This window comes from Ferruginibacter sp. (genome assembly GCF_028288465.1).
Classification (GTDB): Bacteria; Bacteroidota; Bacteroidia; order Chitinophagales; family Chitinophagaceae; genus Ferruginibacter.
This window is the reverse complement of sequence record NZ_JAQBNR010000065.1, coordinates 1-23,289: the sequence shown is the minus strand read 5'-3', so window position 1 is coordinate 23,289 and position 23,289 is coordinate 1. Positions and strand designations below refer to the sequence as shown.

Genomic DNA, 23,289 nt, shown 5'->3' with positions numbered 1-23,289 from the left:
CAATTAAAAAGTAAAGTTGAGCCCGCCCAGCAACATAAATGGCACAGCATCTGTTTTAAAAAATTCCCTGGATTTGTTATTCAACATGTTTTTTGCACTGCAAAACAGTTGTAAGCCTTTCACCGCCTCATAGGATACGTTTGCATTTAGAATCAATTTGGCAGGAATATGATCAATGCCCCTTACTCCGTCATTGAATACAGTGTTAGATACGTGGGTATAAGTTTGGCCAGCATAGTAATAAGCGTTCAGGTTAAAATTAAATTTTTGCGTAAGCACGTAATTGACAACAACTCCACCAAATACAACGGGCGTACTTTTCAGCGTTACTGTATTTCCCATTCCTGAATAGATATTGTTTTGTGCCGGGTTAAGTTGTATTGGCCCAGGCGGTGCGTCGGCCATATTTAGAAATGGTGAATAATTTTTCGCCCTGGATTGCTGTACTGTTACAAATGGTTTTACCTGCAGTTTTTTTCGGTTATAAATTATTGAAACAGTAATGCCCTGCTGCCGCAGTGTAAGCGGAAGATTTGTTGGAACAAGGGGCAATATCATCAACGTATCCCCACCATTGAGTTTTATGTACGGTGCATTATTCACAAGGCTGTTATAATTTTTCGACCTGATATCGAATACTTCCACATCAATAGACAGTGTGCGTGTAACGCTGCCCCGGTAACCAATTTCCAGCATATCAGCGGTAAGCAGTTTGAGGTTTTTATTGCTCTCAACAGCATACCTGGTAAATTTTTTATACCCTGATTGATAATAAGCAATTGTCTGGTCAATATAAGTGTCGTAAATAGTGGAGGATCTTGGCGAACGGGAGTAAACTGCCCGGAACAAATGGTTTTTATTGAGTTTATAAGTTGTGGCAAACTCATACGAAATGCAGGTAGTATCCGGATAATTGAATGTATTGGCAGAGAGCCCTGCTACTAATCTCAGCTTATTTTTTATAAGTTTGTATTCTCCCCGGAGGGATGCAGATCGTGAAGTGATCTTGCCCCTTCCATTGAAAATCCCCGTTTTGTTTATGATGTCTGAATATTTAGTGTCATCATAGATGGCGCTGCGGTAACTCAGCCCCGGTTTAAGTGAAAATTTACCTTTGGTATAATTATATTCTATATTGGCATCTAAAGTGTGGAAGTCGTACTTGTTGCCCGGGTTAAAATTCGTTATTTGAGTGCCTTCATTATATGAAACCTGGGCAGTAATCTTTTTTATATTTACCCTGAGGTCGGCATACCTGCTGTCTGAGGCTACAGTGCTCAAAGGTGTAATTCCATTTTCAGCAGAAACTGTTTGTGCCATTGAATGCTGGACGCCGGCAGTAAGGTAAATCTTTGTTTTTTCAGAGGGATGATAGTTCAAAAAAATGTTACCGCCATATTTCTCCATTGCAAGGCTGGGGTCAGGATACAACTCATTTACATTAGATGTCGTATCACCCAAAAGACCAATAAAGTATGACGGATTATTTAACAAGCGGTTTCTGTACATTTCAAAATAGGAAGTCTGCGTCCGATTACGACCCTGGTAATTGCCGGAAGCTACTACACTCCATTTCTTTGACCGAAAACCGACCGATGCATTATTAATAAATGTTTGATAGCTTCCTTGTTTGGCATTTGCTACCAGGTACAGTCCATTTTTTTCTGCCTGCCGGGTAATTATATTGATAACGCCACTTACAGCATTAGGGCCATATAAAGCCGCTGCAGGCCCTCTTACCTCTTCTATCTTCTCCACATCATTAATGTCTACCGGTAAAGTTTCCCAGAAAGTGCCTCCTTTGAGATAGTTGTATATCGGGCGACTATCTATCATAACCAGCGTAGTAGTTGCATTTCCGTCAAACGGGGAATTGGGAGGCACATTGTCCATCCCACGCAGGTGAATATCATAATTGCCATTGCTTTGCTCCCTTACTATCATTCCGGGTATCAGTCGTAATGCCTCCATAATAGAGGTGCATCCCGTCTTGCGTATATCTTCTTTGGTAATAACGGATGCGGATAATGGCGCATCAAACAGCGATTCAGAATTTTTAGAAACAGAAACGATTTTTAAGTTGAGCAGGTCCTTTAGGCTCAGGTCTTCGTAAGCGGCTGCTTTTACGGTATCAATTTGGCTATATGCCTCTGCAACCATCAGCGTGGCAGCGGCGAGCACTAAAAATATTTTTTTTCCAGTTCGGTTTTTCATTTTAGTAGATTTTGGATCTGATCCGATCTTTTTTATCACGGATAATTTTTATCGCTTTCTAAAATTCATAATGCAAGCCTCCCTGCAGCATAAAAGGCACTTCGTCTGTTCTAAAAAATTCCCTGTCCTTATCATTCAATAAGTTTTTCCCGGTACAGAAAATACTCACTCCTTTCGACGGTGCATAAGAGATAGTTGTATTTAAAATCAGCTTTGCATGAATATTATCAATACCTCTTACACCATCGTTGTATATAGTATTGGAAAAATGAGAATATACCTGGGATGATGTATAGAAACCAGAGATATTGAAATTCCATTTGTTACCGGCAATGTAATTAATTGAACCACCTCCATACACTGCAGGGGTATTTTTTAATTCTTCTCCTGTTCCCATTCCTGAATAGATATTGTTATGCACAGGGTCCGGAGTTACAAAAACACCTGTACCTCCATTTGGCATGGTAAGAAAGGGAGAATAATTTTTTACATGCGAATGCTGAACGGTAATAAACGGCGAAATTTTTATTTTCTTTAAATCATAGGTCAGTGAAACCGTTATACCACTCTGTACAATCCTGATTGGAACATTAGTAGGCACAGAAGGATTTACCTCAATGGTGTCTGCATTTATAACCTTTGTATACATTGCCTGGTTAACAAATGACCGGTAGTTTTTTGACCATGTAGTAAATAATTCTATGTCAACATGCAACCTGTTATTTAAATTACCACGATAGCCTACTTCTATCATATCACTCACCTGCAGTTTAAGATTTTTGTTTCCGTTCACCTCTACTTGTCCATACCTGTGATTGCCCAAAGGATAGGTAACCAGCACCCTATTCACATAGGTATCAATAATAGTAGCGGACCTTGCAGCGCTGGAGATTACTGCTCTAAATATATGTTTCCTGTTTAGTTTGTATGTAGCAGCTAACTCATAAGAAAGATATGTGGTGTCCGGGTAATTAAATTTATTGGCCATAATTCCTCCCACCAGCCTTAGCTTGTTGTTAAACAGTTTTTGTTCTGCCCTCAGAGATGCTGACTTGGTTGTGATCAGGCCCCTGGCATTGAACATGCCTTTTTTATTTGCAACATCTGAGTACTTAGTATCGTCGTACACTGAACTGCGATAGTTTACACCCGGTTTCAACGAAAAATTATTTTTTGTATAATTGTATTCAACGTTTAAATCAATATTTTCAAAATGGTATTTCGATCCTGGATAATATTCGGATAGTTGCAGGCCCCTGTTAAAAGAAACCTGTGCAGTGATCCCTTGTAAATAGGCATCTACGTTAATATACCTGCTGTCTGATGAAGAAAAACTAAATGGTGTGGAAAGATTTTCAATACTGGTTCGTTGCGCTACACTGTGCTGGGAGCCTGTGTTTACATTAAACTTAAAATTCTCATTTTCCCTGAAACTTAAAGCCAGGTTGCCTGCATATTTTTCCTGGGCAAGAAGAGGCGCTGGGTAATTATCTTTAGTAAAGGTGGTATCGTTAAGAAAACTCAGAAAATAATCAGGGTTTGCCAGGTAGCTGTTGCGGCTGTATTCATAGTAAGATGTTTGGGAGCGATTGCGATGCTGGTAATTTCCCGAAGCAATAGCACTCCATTTTTTTGACTGAAAGCCTGCTGATGCATTGTTGATAAATGTTCCAAGACTACCCTGCCTGTTATTTACCACCATATACCAACCCTCCCTTTTGGTTTTAGCAGTAATGATGTTAATTACTCCGTTTACTGCATTGGGACCATACAAAGCCCCGGCTGGTCCCCTAATCACCTCTATCTTTTCTACATCATTTAAATCTACAGGCAAGGTTTCCCATAATGTGCCGCCTTTAAGATAACTATAGATGGGCCGGTTGTTGATCATCACTAATGTAGGTGTTGAATTTTCTTCAAAAGTAGGATTGGGTGGTATGTTTATTCCACGCAGGTGGATTTCGTAATTTCCATTATTCAGCTCTTTTACAATAACACCCGGTACTAATCTTAACGCTTCCATTATAGAACCGCTACCCGCTTTTTGAATATCTTCCTTTGAAATTACGGAAGCAGATAATGGTGCATCAAACAGTAATTCTGCTATTTTTGAAACAGAAACAATCTTTGTGTTTAAAAGATCTTTTAAACTCAATGCCTCGTAGTCAGTTACTTTAGAGGTATCCTGGCCATACGTATGCAGCGTAAAAAGTCCGCTTAAAACAAGGGCTAAAATCAAGGATAGGTTTTTCATTGTAGTATTTGAATGCTGGTTTTGTTATTTTACAGGAATGCCAAGTTGCAACAGTTCCGATGCAATTTTTAAATGCCTGTTTTCTATATTTCTTTTATTTATTTCCAGTTTGAGGTGATCTTCTGCGATCACAAAATTGATGCAGGAACCTTCGCTGGCAAACCCTTCAGATTCAGAAATAATTAAAGTGGGGGTATTGACAGTTTTGGCTAAAATCTTTTTAAAACGGTTGCTTTCATCATCTGGTACAAATAATATATGGCAGTTAAAAGCGGCTGCAGATGCAGGAAATCTTGTAACAACAATTTTTTGCTTACCTGCTTTTTTTCCGGCAACAACGCTGGTAAGATCATCAAACAAAGGAGTATCACCAACAATGCCAATAACAAAATCACCGGACCCGCTATTAGTATTTGGCCAGTTTATATATTTTATAACCCGGTAAATGATATTTGCATGCAGGGAATAATTTGTGTTTTGCTGTGCATGTAACTGGCAATAGGGCAATAACAATATTGCACTTAAACATACTTGTTTAAGGATGGGTTGAAAGGATATTGGGTTTAAATAATTCATCTGGTCTGCTCATTTATCATCCTGCGCTTACCTCGCATACTTTTTCGTATGAATTTATTAAAGGGTACGACAAGAGCTGAAAGTGAATTTATACATTGCAAATTGATTTATAAAAAAATGATAATGTTAGTATTATATGTTTATCGTCTATAGAAAGATTATTACATTTTAACAGGATTGTATAATAACGCAGAAATAAAATTATTACCGTTGTATATTTTTTTTACAGAAAACCTGCTAATATATTTTACGGGTTCTATAATATATTGCCCAAAGTGGTAACTGAGTTGTTTCACATAAACAGGTAACGAATAATTTATTATTTGAAATAGTTATTTGCAGCCTTCCGCTGATGATCCGTTTAATACAACTTAAACTGAAGGAAGCCCCGATTATACTGTTTAAAGTACAGCCGGACTATTTGATGTGTTGTTTGACTTTGCAGAACCGCACAAAACAGATCTTGCGGCATTTATGGAACAGAACTTTCAGTTAATCCTCCTTTGTCGAAATTTGGCTATCTCAGAAGTCGCAGTTTATCGCGATTTAAAAGAGATTTTGAAAGTATACCAGGAATCACCAGCCAAATGGTTATTGAAAAAACGTCTGGATACTGCTTATTTTTTATTAAAAGAAAAAAGTTAAAAGTAGCGGATGTATGCCAATAAAAAGCTGTAAAAACTCCTACATCTGTACGCCATGACAGCCTTACAAAACGACCCGGAAATGAAAACATATTTTGAACCAAAAGTGAAATAAGGAAAAAACAAAATGAGCATGATCAACGCAGTCCGAAATCAGCTTATTTATCGTGTCTTTGCAGTAATAAGAGATGAACGCATGTTTGAGGAAAACTATGCAACTAAATGAGCATAAATTACCCGTGATGAAGGAAAGATTAGATTTGTTTTAGCCATAGAAAACTTGTACAAAACCAGGAGTTAGCGACAGGTTTCAAGTTTTGAAATCTAGTATGTAATTCTATTGATTTAATTTGACCGAAGGCGCTAAAGTGTGAAACCATTCCATGAGTACCCAAATAGCTAAAGGCTTTATCGTCGCCGGTGTGTTCCAATTTGATTGATCGGGAAAGCATATTATTAGTTATAAAACTTCCTCTCAGGTTTTGCAAGCTTACAGGCTGTCCGTCTTTTCCTTTTAAGTATTTGATTTATGTGTACGAATTAGGTACTTAATAGGTGAACGTGGAGTCTGTTGTTGTTACACTCCCCGGCACTTTTTCTACTTAAAGCAATTTTCCTTGCTCATAATAGAAACCGGTTTTTGAAATTATAAAAACTTACCGTCTACTTACATAAACTTAAAAGCTTTTCAGCCAGTTCCTGCACGCCAAAAGGTTTTGAGACAAATCCACCCGCCCCCGACTGCATAATTGATTCATCAGGAATATTCCCGGCAGAATAAAGTATCACAGAAATATGGGAAAAATCTTTACTCTCTTTAATTTGTTTACAAATTTCCCTCCCGTCTGCCGTACCTAAATAAATATCGATTAAAATGACGTCAGGCGGCCTTGTCGCCAACTCAGAAAAAAAATCTGCACGCTCCGAGACACACATAGTTGTAAAACCATGCATGGTTAACCCGAAACCAACCATCTCCAGTAAATCTGTTTCATCATCCATGATTAATACATGTGGCATTAGTAGAATTTTAAGTATTCAGATTCAAAACTTCAGCCAACACTATGTTTTTTGTTTAAAATTTTTTAGAAAGCTGCTAAAAGAATAAACGATTTACTAATTTCACTGAATGATTAAAGAACAAGGAGAGCATGAAGCAAGGCTTGCGGCTATTATTAACTCTTCAGACGATGCCATTATCAGCAAAAATCTCAATAGTATCATAGTCACCTGGAATAAGGGTGCAGAAAAGTTGTTTGGTTATACAGCAACAGAAGCTGTTGGTAAACATGTGTTTTTAATTATACCTGAACAGTTGAGGAGTGAAGAGGAAATGATTATAAATAGTTTAAAACAGGGAAAAAGAATTGAGCACTACCGGACAGAAAGAGTAAAAAAGGATGGGACATTAATTCCGATTTCGTTGACGATTTCCCCCATTACAGATTCAGAGGGTAATATTATCGGTGCATCTAAAATTGCAAGGGATATCACTAGGGAAAAGAAAAACGAAGAGGTTATTAACCGATATGCACGGAGCCTTGAGGTAGTAAATGAAGTCGCAAAAAAAATTTCTTCCAAGTTAGAATATGAAGGTATTTTGCAACTGGTGACAGATGCTGCTGTTGAAACTACAGGTGCAGCATTTGGGGCATTTTTTTCAAATAAAACGGATGCAAGGGGTGAAACGCTTATGCTCTATACGTTATCGGGAGCGCCACGAGAAGCATTTGAGAAGTTCGGCATGCCCAGGAACACCCAGATTTTCAATAAAACCTTTTCCGGAGAGGGGATACTCCGTTCAGATAATATTACAAAAGACCCCCGTTACGGTAAAAATGCACCACATAAAGGTGTGCCACAGGGGCACCTTCCCGTAGTGAGTTATTTAGCTGTGCCCGTGCATTCTCCCAAAGGTATAGGTATTGGTGGATTGTTTTTAGGCCATCACAAAGAAGCTGTTTTTAAAGAGGAGCATGAAAGAATTGTGAGTGCTATTGCTGCTCAGGCAGCCATTGCTCTTGATAATTCCAAGCTATATGAGGATATTCAGATTCTCAGTTCTAAAAAAGATGAGTTTATCGGAATAGCCAGCCATGAATTAAAAACACCCTTGACAACCCTTAGCGGCTATCTTGAAATAGCTGAAATGCAACCCGGGCTTTTAGAGGATTTAGTACCTAAGATGCGAAAGCAGGTGAAACGGCTCGATAAGATGATAACGGAATTATTAGATATTTCAAAAATCCGTGCAGGCAAGCTTAATTTTAAGTTGGAGAAATGCAGCCTTCACAAAATTTTAAAAGACAGTATTGAAAGTATTACGGTAAAAGAACATGAAATAAGGCTGCAGGTTCCCCTAGACGATATAGCAATAACAATTGATGGTAATAAAATAATACAAGTGCTTGTAAACTTGCTTTCTAACGCTATGAAGTATTCATCACCAAATGATCCCGTAGATGTGAACGCAATAATTATGGGTGATCAAATTCAGGTTTCGGTGACTGACAAAGGAGTAGGAATTTCCCAGGAACACCTCGACAGGATTTTTGACCAATTTTACCGTGTTTCAAAAACAAGCGGAAAGGTGGATGGGATGGGCCTCGGATTATTTATCTGTAAAGAAATAATGGATTTGCACCTCGGTAACATTTGGGCCGAAAGCGAAGTCGGAAGTGGGTCAACTTTTTATATCAGTTTCCCGATTGAGAACATCAATGCATAAAGTATCCTTCTACAAATTTAATAAAATTCTATGCAAATTATAATTGAACCAAAGTGCATTTGCTCAGCAGGATAATAAAGTGACAGTCGGAACTATTGACAGCATCCAATCAAAAATTCTGAATGAACAACGAAAAATTTGGAGATATCTGCCAAACAGTGGGCAGGCGGATTCTAAACAGCGATACCCTGTATTATATTTATTAGATGGTGATGTCCATTTTTATTCAGTAGTAGGTATGATTCAACACCTTAGTTAGATAAACGGTAATACTATTTGCCCGGAAATGATTATAGTTGGTGTTCCAAATACGGATAGAACAAGAGACCTGACACCAACTCGTGTAATTGCTGACCCGCCCTTTGTGGACAGCGCATCTTCGAAACTTCGGGAGGTGGTGAGTAGTTTGTTTCCTTTATCGAAAAGGAACTGATGCCTAATATTGCGGGAGTTAAAAGATCAAAGACGACTGCTGCCGGCTGCAATTTGATTACTGCCTTTGGTAAAAGCCAATGCCTGTTTACCCGTTTTGATATCCAGGAAATTATTCATCTTTTGAAGAAACATGTCAAGTTTAAAGATCCCGCTATGGGGCCTCTGATGATTGTAAAACATTATCCATTGATCAAGATCCTGTTGAAATTTTCCAGGGTATCGTACAGTTTTTTCCTGAAAGCAACGGCGTAAAATTCCTCCTGCATAGTTCGGTGAAGACGGTCGCAAATGACATTACTCCGTACATGCCGACCTTTGTTTTGCTGTGATCAATGACTTCAATCTGCAGGTACCGGCATTTTTGAAAAGGTTTGAAAATACAACAGGCATGCATTACGCCACAAGGCTAAATGTTTCATTAAAGAACGTTTACTTTTTATGCCAGCCATGTTAAATTAAGATCAGGCTTTCCTCCATAAATTTATCCCTGCAAACTTTGGATCCTTTCAACCATGTATATTCATAATTTTCATTTATCCGCAATCCGTTGGATGGGCTGTAGTATCGTGGGGATCGATTAGTTTGATAATAAACATCCGTTTTCCATGGGTGATTTTGAACAAGATAAAGTTATGCGACAACTGCTAAAAGCGACGTAATAATTTTAAAATATTTCAAACGATTTTCTACGTATCTCAAAATTATCCTCCTTTTCTGTTCTGATATTTGACAATTTTCTATTACACTTCAATTGAATGGTTCACTGCAGACTTTCAGGTGAAACATTCTCCAGTTGTCTTATGTAATCACACCGGAATTCAAAATAAAAGATAAATTATCCATGATAGGAAATGCTGAATTTTTGTGTCGTTTTAATTTCTTAAAATGAATATTATTTTTTAATCAAGCCAATAGAGAAAGTTTCAGAATTTCCCGTCACATTAACCTGGTATTTTCCGGCAGCTAAATTGTTACCGGTTAAAAAATCATGCGTACCATTGCCACCGTCATGGCTAATATCAACCTGCTTCAGCAGCCTTCCATCCATGCTAAACAACTGCATGCGGTAATTGTCTTTTTGAACATTATTAAATTGCAACACCACTTTATTATTGCTGATGCTATTGCCGTTTACAACGATACTACTGGCTGCTGCAGAGTTATCAATACTTACTTTTACAACAGGGCTGTATTTTTCATTCCCATCTATTTCCAACAATCTGATGCGGTAATAATGCCATCCCGGCTCAGCATTCTCATCAAGCCAGTTATATGCAGAACCAGATGGGTTTTTGTTTATAACTGCCACTGTGATAAAATTGGATCCTGTTGCAGACGATTGTACTTCATATCCTTTGGTATTTAGTTCGTTGATGGTATTCCATTCAACCCGAATGTTTTTTTGTGTCCGGCTGGCTTTAACGCCGGTGAAAGTTACAGGCAATGCTATCTGTTTTGCAAATACAATGCTAAACCTGTTGGTGGCATATGAAGCCGGATCTGAGTTGACGGTAAAGGTAACATTTGTAACACCTCCCATATTTACCATTGTATTGTTGGTAGTTGCGGCATAGTTATCTTTCACCACCGCATACAAGCCACTGTTTTCCATAGCTTCAGCGGTTATTTGAAGCATGTAGGTTTGTTTTTTTAGGCTGTAGAGATTTAAAAAAGTAGTATCATTCCCATCAATTGTTTTTCTTCTTTCTATGGCCAGGTTTTTATTGTTCCGGTTTATGCAGAGATTTTCGCTCTGGTTAAGGATTTTGGCCGCATCGTTCCTGTCTACATTATTGCTGTTGTTGTCATTATACGTAGACAATACACCGTCCGTAAAAGAGGCCGATCCATCTGTGTTTACCCCCAATAAATTAACCCGTATTTTTTCGTTGCCATAAACAGGCCTGAAGAGCTGGTCGCTGCCTCCGGCGTTTTTATCTGTTTCTTTAAACGTTATTGTGCCCGGGTTAACGCCATCCAGCGATTCAATAAAAAAAGCTTCACCACTGGGAATATACCTGCTGGCCGGGCTAACGGAAGTTGTTGCATCATAACCGTTTGTTCCATTCCATATCAGCGTAACATATCCGCCGGTTGTGCCCATTTTGGGATCCCATAAATAGAATTTATCATTTACATTGTTTTTGGTTAAGGTATGAAAATCGATTGCAGCGGGATAAGGATTTCCTGCCAGTGTGTAGTTGAGCGCATTTACATTTACCGCTACATTGCCGGTTAACACTTGTCCCTTCACCCTTAATATAGTAGGGGTAAGTGCAGCATTAACCCCAAGGGATAAATTAGTGCTTCTATCGCCGCGGATAAATAAAAAATAGCCATTGTAACTGGTAATGGGCGCATAGGTACCCGGCACCGCCACAAAGGAATTGGTAGTGTTATTATAATACTTAAAGGCCGCGTTATTATTAACGCCCTGATCAAAACCGTTTGCACTGGTACCGCCCGTTATAGCGGTTCCATAACCTGGGTTTGGGTTTCCAGTGGTTACCCCTTCCTGCCAGGCCGCATTGATTGTAGGTGCGGTACAGGTGCAAACTGGCGCCGATAGTAAACGCCATTCCCGTCCTGCAGATATGTATCTTTCAATGGTCACGTTGCCGGCAATGCTGTTGCCGCTGATTGTTCCACCATTGGTGATATCAGATAACCGGGCTGTACCAGATGCGGTGGACTTCAAAGTTAAATAGCCTCCTGTTGTGAGTGTTGCATTACTTGTACTGAACGAAAGCGCTCCGGTTACATTTTGTTGCCCAGCAAGAGTAACATTGTTTCCAATTATAAGGTTCAGGATATTATTACCGGCGAAGCTACCGGCAGGGATTGTTTGTGCCACAGTGCCCTTCATTTGTACTGTACCTGCCGAAACGTCGAACGTGCCTGCATTATTGATTGAACCACCTATCTGCAATATGCCGCCATTTACTGTAAGCGTAGCCCCGGCGCTGATGTTGATATCATGCACCGGAATAGTACCGGTAATAACCGGATACACTGACAGGCCGGATGGAATAGTAACATCGGCGGAAGAAGCAGGGATTCCTCCGCAGGACCAGTTACCGGTATTGTTCCAGTCATTACTTACTGCACCTGACCAGGTGTTTGCAGTGTCAACGGTTACAGAAGCAGTAGTAACAAACTGGCTGCAATCGCCTGCAGCGGCTATTGTATAGGTAACAGTATATGTGCCGGGTGTACTTGTGATCAAATCAATTGCCCCGGTAGCCGCATTGATTGATAAATTGGTATCGGCAGAAAAAATGCCGCCGGATGTTCCGGTAAGCGTCACACTTGCCGTGCCGGCATTGGTACAGTAAGGCGAGGCGGTATATGAAATGGTTGTACTCCGGTTACAAATCTGGCCGATAGCAAAATCTCCGAATGAGGTAACAGCCGTAGCTTGTATGCTGGTAGCATTCCTTACTGTAGCGGAAGGCCACGACCAGCTGGTTCCATTATAGGCAGCTATATCAAACAGCGTTGTACTGGCACCTGCATCCACATCAGCAGCTGTAAAGTTCAATGTAGCTGTATAATTAGTAAAAGTAATGCCGCTGTTAGTTAAGGTAAAATAACGGTTCACACTTTTTGCCGCGTTGATATTAGATGTGCTGATGTTGGGGTGTTCTGCACCGGTGGTAGATGCAGTAAGGTTACCCGCTGTAGTAATAGTTGAAAAAGCCAGTAATGCAGGCGTATAGTTGGACGCATCTCCTATTTCAAATGTTTTACTGGTTGCACCAGTCGGCATGTACTTCTGTAATTTACCATTTACCCAGCCTGTGTTTTGGGCTGCGTTGGTAAGTGTTCCTGTTGATGATTGGGTAAGGGTGTTGGTACCCGTTTGAATGTTGCCTGCAATAAAATTCAATGCTCCGTTTACAGCCACATTAGATGACAAGGTTACAAAGCCTCCGGTGTTATTGATGGATAAGTTGTTGAAAGCTGAACCGGAATAAATATCCTGTGCGGCGACGCCATTCATTGTAAAGGCAGACGTACTGCTGTTGATGGTTCCGTTATTAAGTATGTTACCGCCAATAGTATAGCTGTGATTGCCTGCATTTAAAACAGACCCGCTTACAACCCTCATTTCATTGGTGATAAGCCAGTCAGATGAAGGAGTTATCCCTGCGGCATTGGTATTGTTGATGGTTACGTTTTTAAAAGATACAGGTGTACCCGCCAAAATCATAGCTCCTGCACCGGAAAAATTTACCCTGCCTGTGCTGGTGAAATTACTGCCCAGGTTTACAGTAACCGCAGAAGAAGGCGTAAAAGTAATGGTACCGTTACTGGTAATGGTACCGTTATTGGTTACATAACCCAGGATGGTATGTGAAGATGGACCGCCATTAAAAATTCCTCCGCTGCTTACTGTTAATCCATAGGCAACTACCCATCCTACACTTGGGTTTACACCACCGGTATTGTTGATGTTGAGAAATCCGTATTGAGGAACAGAAGTAGAATTCAATACCGGTGAAACCGAGCCATTGAAATTAACGGTTATGGCAACCGTTTGAACCGCATTGATTAAACTCAGTGTTTGTAAAACATTGCCCGTAAAAGTAGTGCTGCCCAGGTTATACAATATGCCGCTGTTTATCAGATCACCATTCATTGTAACGGCAATACTGCTGCCACCGCTTAATGATCCTGTGCTTGTAATATTCAACAGGCCGTTGATCGTCATGTTATTCAAAAAGGTATAGCTGCCTGAAACAGTTAAGTGGTTAAAAGTAGTGCCGCCGGTAACAGTTTTAGCAGCGCCTGTGCATACAATTGTACTGGTAGATGATATAAAAATTCCGCTGTTTGTCCAGTTGCCATTTAAGGTAATGGTATTGGAGCCGGCATTGAATGTTGCTCCGCTTTCTATAGTAAAATCGCCTGTTACGGATGTAGCCGTGTACAATATTTTGGAGCCGCTATTCCTGAATATTAAATTGCCATACACCAGCCCCGGCAGCAATAAATGCTGCGTGCCCGTACCATTAAAAATTATCGTACTGCCCGGCGATAAATAATAATTGGCGAATTTATTAGGCGCATTGTCAGCGGCAATAATCAGTGTGGCTGCATTCGCCATCGTAGCGGATCCCCCGGTAACATCCCGGTTAAAAAAGTAGGAGCCGATATCCAGTGTTCCCGATGTACCTACCAGGTTGCCTTTTAAGGTTACATCTCCGGTAAGTATTGCAACGGAACCCACCGGTTTATTAAATTCTAAATTATTAAAAGTAGTGGCGGATATGGTTTGTGTTCCGCTGCCATCAAATACCACGTTTATTCCCGTACCATTATAAGTGCCATTGTTATTCCAGTTACCACCCACATGTAAAACATTGAAGTTGCTCATGATGGCTCCCGAAGCGATGGTAACATTTCCTGCTATCGTTGTGGTGGTGAGATTGTCTAATTCACCTGCTGTAACAGACAGGTTGCCACCAACCGTAAGTGCATTGTTAACAGAAGCGATTGCGGCCGCCTTGTTAATGGTAAGATTATTATACGTAACAGCACCGATTGCCTGGTTAGCAGGCCCGCTATAAGTGACTGTACCCGTACCAGGGGTAAATGTTCCGTTCACATAATTATAATCTGCTGCTATGTTTAGATTGCCTGCACCACTAAAGGTGATATTAGCTCCGCCAGATTCAGTCAGGGAGCCTCCGACACTTACAGTTCCTGTGCCTATAGCAAGGTTGATGGCATGGCCACTGGCGCCATCGCTAAGCGATAGATCTCCATTTACTGTTATGGTTTGATTATTGGCGTTGATGGTATGCGTTATACTGCCCGCCCAGCTGCCATGTATATCACCGGATATAAGGGAACCGCCACCGGCCATTGATAGGGTGAGTGCCTGTACACTTCCGAAAATGATATTCTTTACGGTTACCGCAGTGCTGATAGTGGGATGATTTGAAAATGTTGCCGTACCCAAATCTACAATGTCGGTAGCCGAAGGAGGCGTTGATGCGGACCCTTGCAATACGGTCCAGTTGGCGGCTGTATTCCAGGCCGTACTTACGCTGCCATTCCACTGTACCACGTTTGAATTGTCCGAACAGGTCCAGCGGTTGGTTATATTGGTTAAGGCGCTTTGCTCCACGTAGTTGGCAGTGGTACTGTTAGCTGTTTTGCCTGACGCCGCCCATGCTGATCCGTTATAATTCCATAATCCCATTGACGATTCATTACTACCATTCAATTCATCATCTTCATAATGCAGGCGGAGTGTTGCATTATAAGTACCGGCCGGCACGGTAATATTGTATACCCTGCTGATGGAGCCGCCGAAAGGGAAGTCACTGATGGTGCCTTTTGCTACCGACACCGTAACACTGCTTACAGAAGAAACCGAAGAAAAACTAATGCTGTTATCAGGCCCTTCAAAAGCATACGCCACGCCCGTTGTAAAAGCATGTGTTCTTTGAATGGTACCGAGAATAATTCCATTGCCTGTTCTGGTGGTTGTTATTGTAAGGGTGTTTGATCCGGTAAGGATGGTTCCCATCGTCATGTTGACTGTTGCCGCAGCTACATTGTTTTGTAAAATAACAGCCGTGGTGGGAGAGGTATTATTAACCGTTAAAATATTGAATGTGGTAGCACCGGTAATATTGGTATTCTGGCTGCCTGAAAATTGTATGGTGCCGGAGCCTGCGATAAATGTGCCATAATTATACCAGTCGTTATAAATAACGTGCGTATAAGATCCCGGAATAAATGTGGTACCGGTTGCAATGGTAATATCGTTATTTACAGTGATGCCTGCAACGGCCGTCTTGCTGTTTCCGTTTGACAACGTAAGATTATTGTAAGTGATCGCATTGATATTTTGTGCTCCCGTACCATTAAAATTTACCGTGTTAGGTGTAGAGGAAGTCACATTCAGCGTGCCGGAAGTTATTGTTAAAACACCTGAGATTCCCGCAACAGAGTTAGCAGATAATTGCAGTGACGTGCCATTAACAGTAAGATTAAAAAGATTGGCTGTTCCGCTCAGTGTAGATGTGCCTGTAAAAGTGGCAGTGCCAGCCGAAGCTGTTAAACTTCCGGCAACAATCAGGCTGGATGAAATTGAAAAACCGGCATCGGTTGTAACGGTACCCGTAACAGATAATACAGCAAAACTGAGGATACCCGCACCCAAAATATTTTTTGATGCACCGCTCATTGTAATGGTACCGGTACTTGCAGTTAAGCTGCCGCTTACAGATAAGTTGCCGGTGATGGATAAAGATGCAACCGTGCTTACTGATCCGCTGATGGTTAAATTGTCTGGCGAAATGCCGGTACCGCTGATGGTTGTGCCAGCACCCGTCATCAGTAATGTACCTCCCGAAGCCTGGCTGAAAGAACCCGACCCTGTTGTGGCAAGATTACCGGTTAAAGTAATGCTGCTATTTGAAAAACTAATAAGTACGGCTGCCACAGTAAGGTTATTAAAATTCTGTGTTCCGGCACCGCTAACCGCGGCACCTGCTCCTGTAAAAATGATGGTGCCGGTATTGCCATTGAACGTGCCCGTGTTTACCCAGTTGCCACCAATGCTGCATGAAAAACTACTGCCGTTAAAAGTGGTGGAAGCACCGATGGAAACATTTCCGCTAACAGTAATGTCTGACGCTGCAGTAAATGAAACGGAACTGCCTGTTCCCAAAGTGCTGCTCAAATTTCCAACTACCGTTAAGGCGCTGCCGGGAAATGTTTTTATTGCCGTACCTGATGAACTGCTGAGTTTAAGATTGCCATACAATTGGTTGGCTACTGTTTGACTGGCACCCGCATATTCAACCGTACTTGCCACCACTAAAGTATTGGTAGTATAATTGGCCGGGTAAGTATTGGTGCCGCCTATTTTTAAAGTGGCATTATTGGATACGGTGAGTGAGCCACCGGAACTGGTACGGTTGGCTGTAAATGCGGCCAGGTCCAAGGTGCCACTGCTTATAGTAAGGTCGCCGCTGATACTGGTATTAACGCTTAAGCTAACCCCACCGGTTGTATTTGAACTTATTAAATTATTAAAAGTGGTTGAGTAAATACCGCCGATTATTTGTGCTGCCGTTCCACTAAAACTAACAGTAGATGTACCCGCTGTAAATGCGGTTGCTGACACATTATTGGTCCAGTTTCCTTTTACTATAAGGTTAAAATTATTCGCACTCAGTGTGCCTGCTGTTAGCAGCAACGCATTGTTTACGGTAACTGCTCCACCTGAAAGCAAACTGCTGGTGTTATTGACCGTTAAATTATTAAAGGCCGTTACTCCCGTAAAAGTTTGCTGTCCGGCGGTGCCGTTAAATACCGTGGTGCCATTATCCGTATAAGTGCCATTATTGGTAAATGTGCCGGCGATATTTAATGTACCGGTATTGGTATTAGTTACCGTAGCTCCGGAATTTATTGTAAGCCAGTTACAGGAAACACTACTGGTAACAGAAGGCATCCTGGTGGCTGTTGATGGTATCGCCACGCTTGTTAATGAACCAGGCACCGTCCCAGTGTTCCAGTTGCCTGCAGTGGCCCAGTCGGTGCTGACATTACCTGTCCACTGCGCCGAATTATCCATAGCGGTGAAATCGCCAAAGGTTGTTAGCGAAGGTGAAGTAAAGGTATTGGTGAAGGTGTTTAACGTAGCACTGGAAAAGGTTACCCATGGACTGGAGCCGGTCCATTCACTCATCAGTAAATTGGCTTCTGCGCCCGTAACATCAGCTTCAGCATAAATTACAGTTACCGCAGCATTCGTAACGGTATAACCCGTTGTGGCAACCGGCCAGTACCGGCTGATATAATTGATGGTGCTTGTATTATTGGGATGCTTTGCATTTACAACCCTTACACTTGCTGAGCCGCTGGTATAAGTACCGGAAGTGAATGTAAGTGTTACAGGAGAATATTCGGGTGTACCGGTATTATCCCCAACCGGAAAAGTGTAAGAAGCCGATGCGGCGGATGTGCCATTTTTTATTACAGCTCCGGTGCCCGAAGCCACGATCATATTAGCTGCCGAGAACGGGCTGCCGACTACCGCCGGTACCGTTGCGGCGAGGGTTAAATTGTTGCTTCCCAATATTAAATTGCCGGAAGTTAACGTCAATAAGTTATTAACTGTTACCGGTTTGGATAACAATACACTCCCGGCGGCATTGTCTAATTCCAGCTGGTAGCAGGTTAAAGCACTTGTTGCACCATTCAAATTTTGCACTACCCCGTTGCCGGTAAACACAATCAGTCCATTGTTGTGATTCAGCGTGCCGTTAACTGTAAGGTCTCCATCAAAATCAGTTTCAGAAGCAGGCAGGGTAAGGGTTTTGGTTGAATTAACTATCACCGTATTAAAGTCTGTTACAGACGCCCCGCTTACAGTTGAAGTTCCGTTAAATATAATATCACCATTATTGTGATCAAAGTCGCCATCATTGGCCCAGTTGCCGGAAACAACTACTTTGCCGGCTGAGCTATTGGAGATAAGAAACCCCGTGGTTGTTATGGCGACTGTACTAAAACTGGTAACCGCACTGCCGGATATGGTATCAACATCATTGAAACTGACTGTGCCGGTAGAAATAAATGGTGTTGCATTGGTGCTGTTGTTGATCCAGTTACCATTGATGGTAATGCTGTTTGCGGACACATTCAGCTGGGCTCCGCTGGATAATTGAATATCATTGTTTACAATAATTGCACTGGCCAGCGACTTTACACCTGCTGCTGAACTAGCCAGGTATAAATTATAATAAGCAGTAGAAGGTATTTTGATCGTTTGATTACCCGATCCATTATAGTTAACCGTGTTGGGAACAGCGGAAGCATCCAGTGAACCGGTAGCCATCAATGCGGCGGTTGATCCCCCCATATTAAGTACGGAGCCGGCGGCATTTATCCATGCGGCATTTACACCTCCACCGGTAATGCTGTTTTGCATGCTTACGGTTCCATTGTTTGTAACGGTAACTGAGTTGCTGATATTAATTACGGGCGCCACCGTAAGGTTTGAGCCTGTAGGAATTGTTTTATTTACTCCCAGGGTAATAATGCCCGACCCCGTTATAGTTCCGGTGCCAGATATAAGTGTTCCTGCCGCGTTTGAACTGGTAAGGTTAGACGTGGCCAGCGCAAGCGTACCATCAACGGTAACGTTTCCATTAATTGTTAATGCGGCACCGCCGGTCATTTGATAAGCGGAGCCCGTTCCTACGTTCAGCGAACCTGTTAAAGTAAGTGCGCTGGAGGAAGCGGAGGTACCTGTACCGCCGGTGGTCAGGTTATTTAATATCCAGGCCGCCGAGGCTGAAAAAAGCCCTGTACCTGATGTGCTCAGCGTATTGTTTACCGTCAATATTTTTCCGGCGGCGTTGGTAAGGTTGCCACTGTTTTGAACAGCTACGTTGTCTACCGTGTAATTGTTATCAACAGTCACGGCGTGATTCACATATACAAAACCATTTCCTCCGATGGGTGCGCAACCGCAGGAAGCTCCCCCCGAAGTACGGCTCCATATAGAGGTGTTGCTCCAGTTGCCGGTGGCAATAGAATAAAAATTATTGGTGCTGATGGTACGGCTGCCAGCGGGGTTGCCGAAAGCTGTGGTAAAAGTAGAACCGGAAATTACAGACGATACCAACTGGGCATCCGTAACATCACCACTTACAGCAGTTGTGGCAATAGTATACGTTAACCAGAAATAATAAGTGCCTGCGCCCAGGCTAAGTGACTGGCTTCCGGTTATCGTATAGCTGCCGCTGGGATTACTGGTACTTCCAAAAAGCGTAGCCGTAGAAAATAAATTGGTGGTACCCGTGTAATATAAACTGGCATTTGATATATCTGTAGCCGGGGCTGTTGATCCGGTAGTATTTAAATTAAATGCGGTAGCTGTTAAATTAGCACAGGTACCGGTAATTACAACCTGTATGCCAATAACCTGGTTATCGGCCGTACCGGAAAATACTGAAGACGTTACCCCTTGTGTTGCAGAAGCCGATGAATACGCCATTGGTGTACCCGCAGTTAAATCAGCAAAAGAGGAATTGTAGGGATTGGTAGCTTTATTATCTATTCTGAAAGTACCGCCGGTTCTTTTGATATACCCGGTGGCGGCGCTGGTGGCTTTTACTTCTATATTATTGAAGTTGATGGTATTGAGTTCGGTATTAAATGACCCTGTATTGATTGTAACGGTAATGGAAGTGGAAGTAATACTGTAGGATACGATGGTTACATCTGTTCCGGTGGCGGTAACAGTACCAATGCCGGGGTTAAATTGAAATGCCGCGTTGCTGAAACCAAGAATGAATGTGGCATTGGTTTGGCCTGCTTTAAATCCCTGTGTGCCGCTGAGGCTTGTTTCACTTAATGCAAAACTAATGCTTGAATAACCGGATGGATAGGTAGTACAAAAATTGGGATTGGCTGCTTTGGTAATTCTGTATTTTGCCTGCAGCGGAGAGGCGCCAATCAATAAAAATAGCAATAGTAAGGTGGCGGTTCTCATAGTGATTCAATTTGCAAGTAAATGAATTTAATGTTGCCGGCTATTATTTCCGGCCAATATATTGGTGGCAATCAGATACAAATTTCATACATCCATTTAACCGTTTCAATTCAACCAATGGTATTGCCTGCTTTCAGCAAACGACGGAAATTAACAGAAAGTGTTTTGGGTATTATTTGTCGACAACCTTCTACATTTTACCAAATAAAAAAGCTACAGAGAAATAGTAATAACTGGAACTGATCAAGATTTTTTGCATCTTATTTAAGTGAACGAGAAAAATAATTTTAGTGGCAAATAAACCCAGTAGGCAGAAGGTTGCTTTGATCGAAAATATTTTCTCCTATTGCATCATAAATTTGCATCGCAATAGTATAAATTGTCGGACTGGCTTCGAAAGAAGAAAAACAAGTGTCGCAGAATGTGCTTGAAATGATAACATCAGCAGAAAACTTAAATGAGTTGTTGCTACTGGCGGCTTATTTGCTGCTAAGGCATGGCGTACTGAGATGAATCAGAAATTGCAGGCCTTGTAGATTACATAATAACATGCAGCTGGAGAACAATAAAGTGTACCTGCTGATACCCGGCAACTATCTAAGTATAAAGAACAGGCAGTTGCAAATTATTCTGGGAGCTTGTTCAGCGAACCGATTAATCATTGCATTGATACTTTCTTCAATCCTTTGCCATGACAAAGCTGCTCTAAAATAGCGGTATTTTTTTCCGGTCATGGAAAGGATGGTGCAGCCGGCGCGGCGCTTGTAAAAAATGCGGGAGGCAAAATTTTGGTGCAGAATGTGCATAGCTGCTATACCAGTAGCATACCTTGCGAATTGATTAAAGCCACTACAGCAGATACCATTGTAGAGCCAGGTGAAATGCCCGGCTGATAGAAGAATACATCCTGCAGGAAAGAATAAAAAACAAAAAAGCTATCCAGCCCGCTTGGATAAAAGTAAGACTTGATGCAGCGATTGAAGTCTCATTCATGCAGATTCAAATCTGGGCGGACTGATTGCTGCAAAAGATACAGCCGGATTGTTTCAACATCTGTGGAAAATTATTATTTATCCCACTGAAAATAAAATATGCACCTGCTAGCTTTCCATATTTGCGTCGTGTAAATTGCAAGTACAAGTTGTATAGTTGTTAAAGGATAAAAATTTTGTGGAGATTATGTTTGTCCATACCATTGCATCTTTTTTTTATACACTTTTACAATGCGCGCAAGCTGGTATCTCCCCGCATTTTTATCAAGCAATGACTTATCAATAGAAATTTGCTTAATGAAATAAATATAAGACAATATATACGCTATGCTTGATGAACCACTGCCCTTATTAACCAATAGAACTATTGCTGAAATCCTTTTGAGGATGATTGAGTACAGTACCGAATACCCCAACTGGCATAGCTTCCATCATTTCTTTTCTGAATATAATCGCCATCTTCGTTTGTTCCTGTAACAATGCAGTAGTCAAGATACATCGGCAGGCGGGTATGTTTAAAGGATTATGGATCTCCCCGTGTTATTTTGAAAGGTTTCTCATTTGAATAAACTACTGCTTTTAGCTTGCCGGTACTTAATTTTTCCGTCAATAATAGTCATTAAACTATAAGTAGCTGCCAACTGCTGAGCAGGTACAGTGAATATATCCTGTGATAAAACAGCCAGGTCTGCCAACATTCCTTTAGTAAGCATTCCTTTAGCTTTTTCAGCAAATTCAGCATAAGCAGACCCTTTTGTATACGCAATAACTGCTTGTTCCCTTGTCAGGTTTTCCTTTGGATTTGCTTGCTGTGCAGTCATAAACATGATGCCAAGAAAAGGATTAATCACTGCATCAGGACCTATGGCTATAGGTATGCCCATCAACCGCCAATCATGTAATGGACTTGTCATCCCATATTGAGGGGTATGCACAATTATAATTCCCATATCCCTTACTGCTTTTGCGGCATTTTCCGTAACCACGCCCACACCATGTTCTATACGTACCCGTTTCTTTCTCCATTGGTCATTACTTGCCAGTTCTTTCATAAGACCTAATACTATATTGGTTGCACTATCACCCACAATGTGCATCATTAACTGCCTGTCACTCGTTAAGGCTTCTTTCAAAATTTGTTTAATAGTGTCCAATGGAAAATCTAATCTTCCATACCAGTTGTCCTTGTTTGGATAAGGTTTTGTCATTAATGCTGTCTGCTCAAACGGAGTTCCATCTATTACATACTTTATTCCGGAAACATAGGTATAAGGAGCTATCTGCTTTCTGATACCGCTCCATTCTTCCAAACTGCGCCCCTTTTCTGAAGTACCCGGCATCGCTATTATTCTTGTCCTTACAGGTAAGTTCGCTTCTGCAAAAAACCGTCTTGCTGCCTTTCCCTGAAAGTTGCCGCTCATGTTTTGAACGGTGGTGATGCCTAACGACAGTTCTTCTGCGGCATGTGCACGAAGTGCTTTTATCGTATTAGCAGGCTCTGATACTGTTAGCGCCTGCCATACCGGAAACTCTGTTCCTTCGTACAAAACACCTGTTACATACTTAGTTCCGGGTGTACGCTCATACCATCCGGAAAGCGGGTCAACTACAGTATCAGATATGCCAGCTACTTTTAATGCTTTGCTGTTTAAAATCATTCCGTGTCCCCACATTATCTGCAGCGCAACCGGATTATCCGGTGCAATACTATCCAATAACCTTCTTCTGATGCTGGTATCATTAAACACGGTAAGCCCAATAGTACCCTGTATCCATTGATTGGGAGAAGCCTTTTTTACGAGCCTTAAAAGAGAATCAATCACAGCTTCCTTTGATGGCCCCGGTACTGAAAATGGTGTGAAGAAAGATTGCCCAACAGGTATTAACCATCCTAAATGGTCATGTGCATCATTGAA

At 41.5% G+C, this 23,289-nt stretch carries 9 protein-coding genes; 3 read left to right on the top strand and 6 right to left on the bottom strand.

Annotated features, from left to right (window positions below; all coding sequences use genetic code 11):
• Positions 1–3: 3 nt before the first annotated feature.
• The 4 genes from JWR61_RS24735 to JWR61_RS24720 form a co-directional block, all read right to left on the bottom strand.
• Positions 4–2,214, bottom strand: a complete 2,211-nt coding sequence (locus JWR61_RS24735) for a TonB-dependent siderophore receptor (RefSeq protein WP_301930347.1) — start codon at positions 2,212–2,214, stop codon at positions 4–6.
• Positions 2,215–2,272: 58 nt separating this feature from the next.
• Complete coding sequence (locus JWR61_RS24730) at positions 2,273–4,468, bottom strand: TonB-dependent siderophore receptor (RefSeq protein WP_301930346.1); 2,196 nt, start codon at positions 4,466–4,468, stop codon at positions 2,273–2,275.
• A gap of 24 nt (positions 4,469–4,492) precedes the next feature.
• Positions 4,493–5,044 carry a YfiR family protein gene (locus JWR61_RS24725; RefSeq protein WP_301930345.1) on the bottom strand — a complete coding sequence of 184 codons (552 nt, stop codon included), beginning with the start codon at positions 5,042–5,044 and terminating at the stop codon, positions 4,493–4,495.
• Positions 5,045–6,351: 1,307 nt separating this feature from the next.
• A complete protein-coding gene (locus JWR61_RS24720; RefSeq protein ID WP_301930344.1) occupies positions 6,352–6,708 on the bottom strand; it encodes a response regulator transcription factor in 357 nt (118 codons plus the stop codon).
• Positions 6,709–6,817: 109 nt separating this feature from the next.
• Here JWR61_RS24720 and JWR61_RS24715 point away from each other — a divergent pair, with 109 nt between their 5' ends.
• The gene (locus JWR61_RS24715; RefSeq protein ID WP_301930343.1) at positions 6,818–8,416 is read left to right on the top strand and encodes a PAS domain S-box protein; all 1,599 of its coding nucleotides are present in this window, start codon (positions 6,818–6,820) and stop codon (positions 8,414–8,416) included.
• A 79-nt stretch (positions 8,417–8,495) separates the two neighbouring features.
• The gene (locus JWR61_RS28330) at positions 8,496–8,675 is read left to right on the top strand and encodes an alpha/beta hydrolase-fold protein (protein ID WP_367881823.1); all 180 of its coding nucleotides are present in this window, start codon (positions 8,496–8,498) and stop codon (positions 8,673–8,675) included.
• A 1,068-nt stretch (positions 8,676–9,743) separates the two neighbouring features.
• Here the strand turns inward: JWR61_RS28330 and JWR61_RS24710 are convergent.
• Positions 9,744–20,381 carry a BNR-repeat neuraminidase N-terminal domain-containing protein gene (locus tag JWR61_RS24710; RefSeq protein ID WP_301930342.1) on the bottom strand — a complete coding sequence of 3,546 codons (10,638 nt, stop codon included), beginning with the start codon at positions 20,379–20,381 and terminating at the stop codon, positions 9,744–9,746.
• A gap of 710 nt (positions 20,382–21,091) precedes the next feature.
• Here JWR61_RS24710 and JWR61_RS28325 point away from each other — a divergent pair.
• Positions 21,092–21,274: a chemotaxis protein CheB gene (locus JWR61_RS28325; RefSeq protein WP_367881822.1), complete on the top strand. Its 183-nt coding sequence runs from the start codon at positions 21,092–21,094 to the stop codon at positions 21,272–21,274.
• 656 nt (positions 21,275–21,930) lie between these two features.
• Here the strand turns inward: JWR61_RS28325 and JWR61_RS24705 are convergent.
• A partial coding sequence (locus JWR61_RS24705) for an amidohydrolase (RefSeq protein WP_301930341.1) occupies positions 21,931–23,289 on the bottom strand: 1,359 nt, incomplete at its 5' end.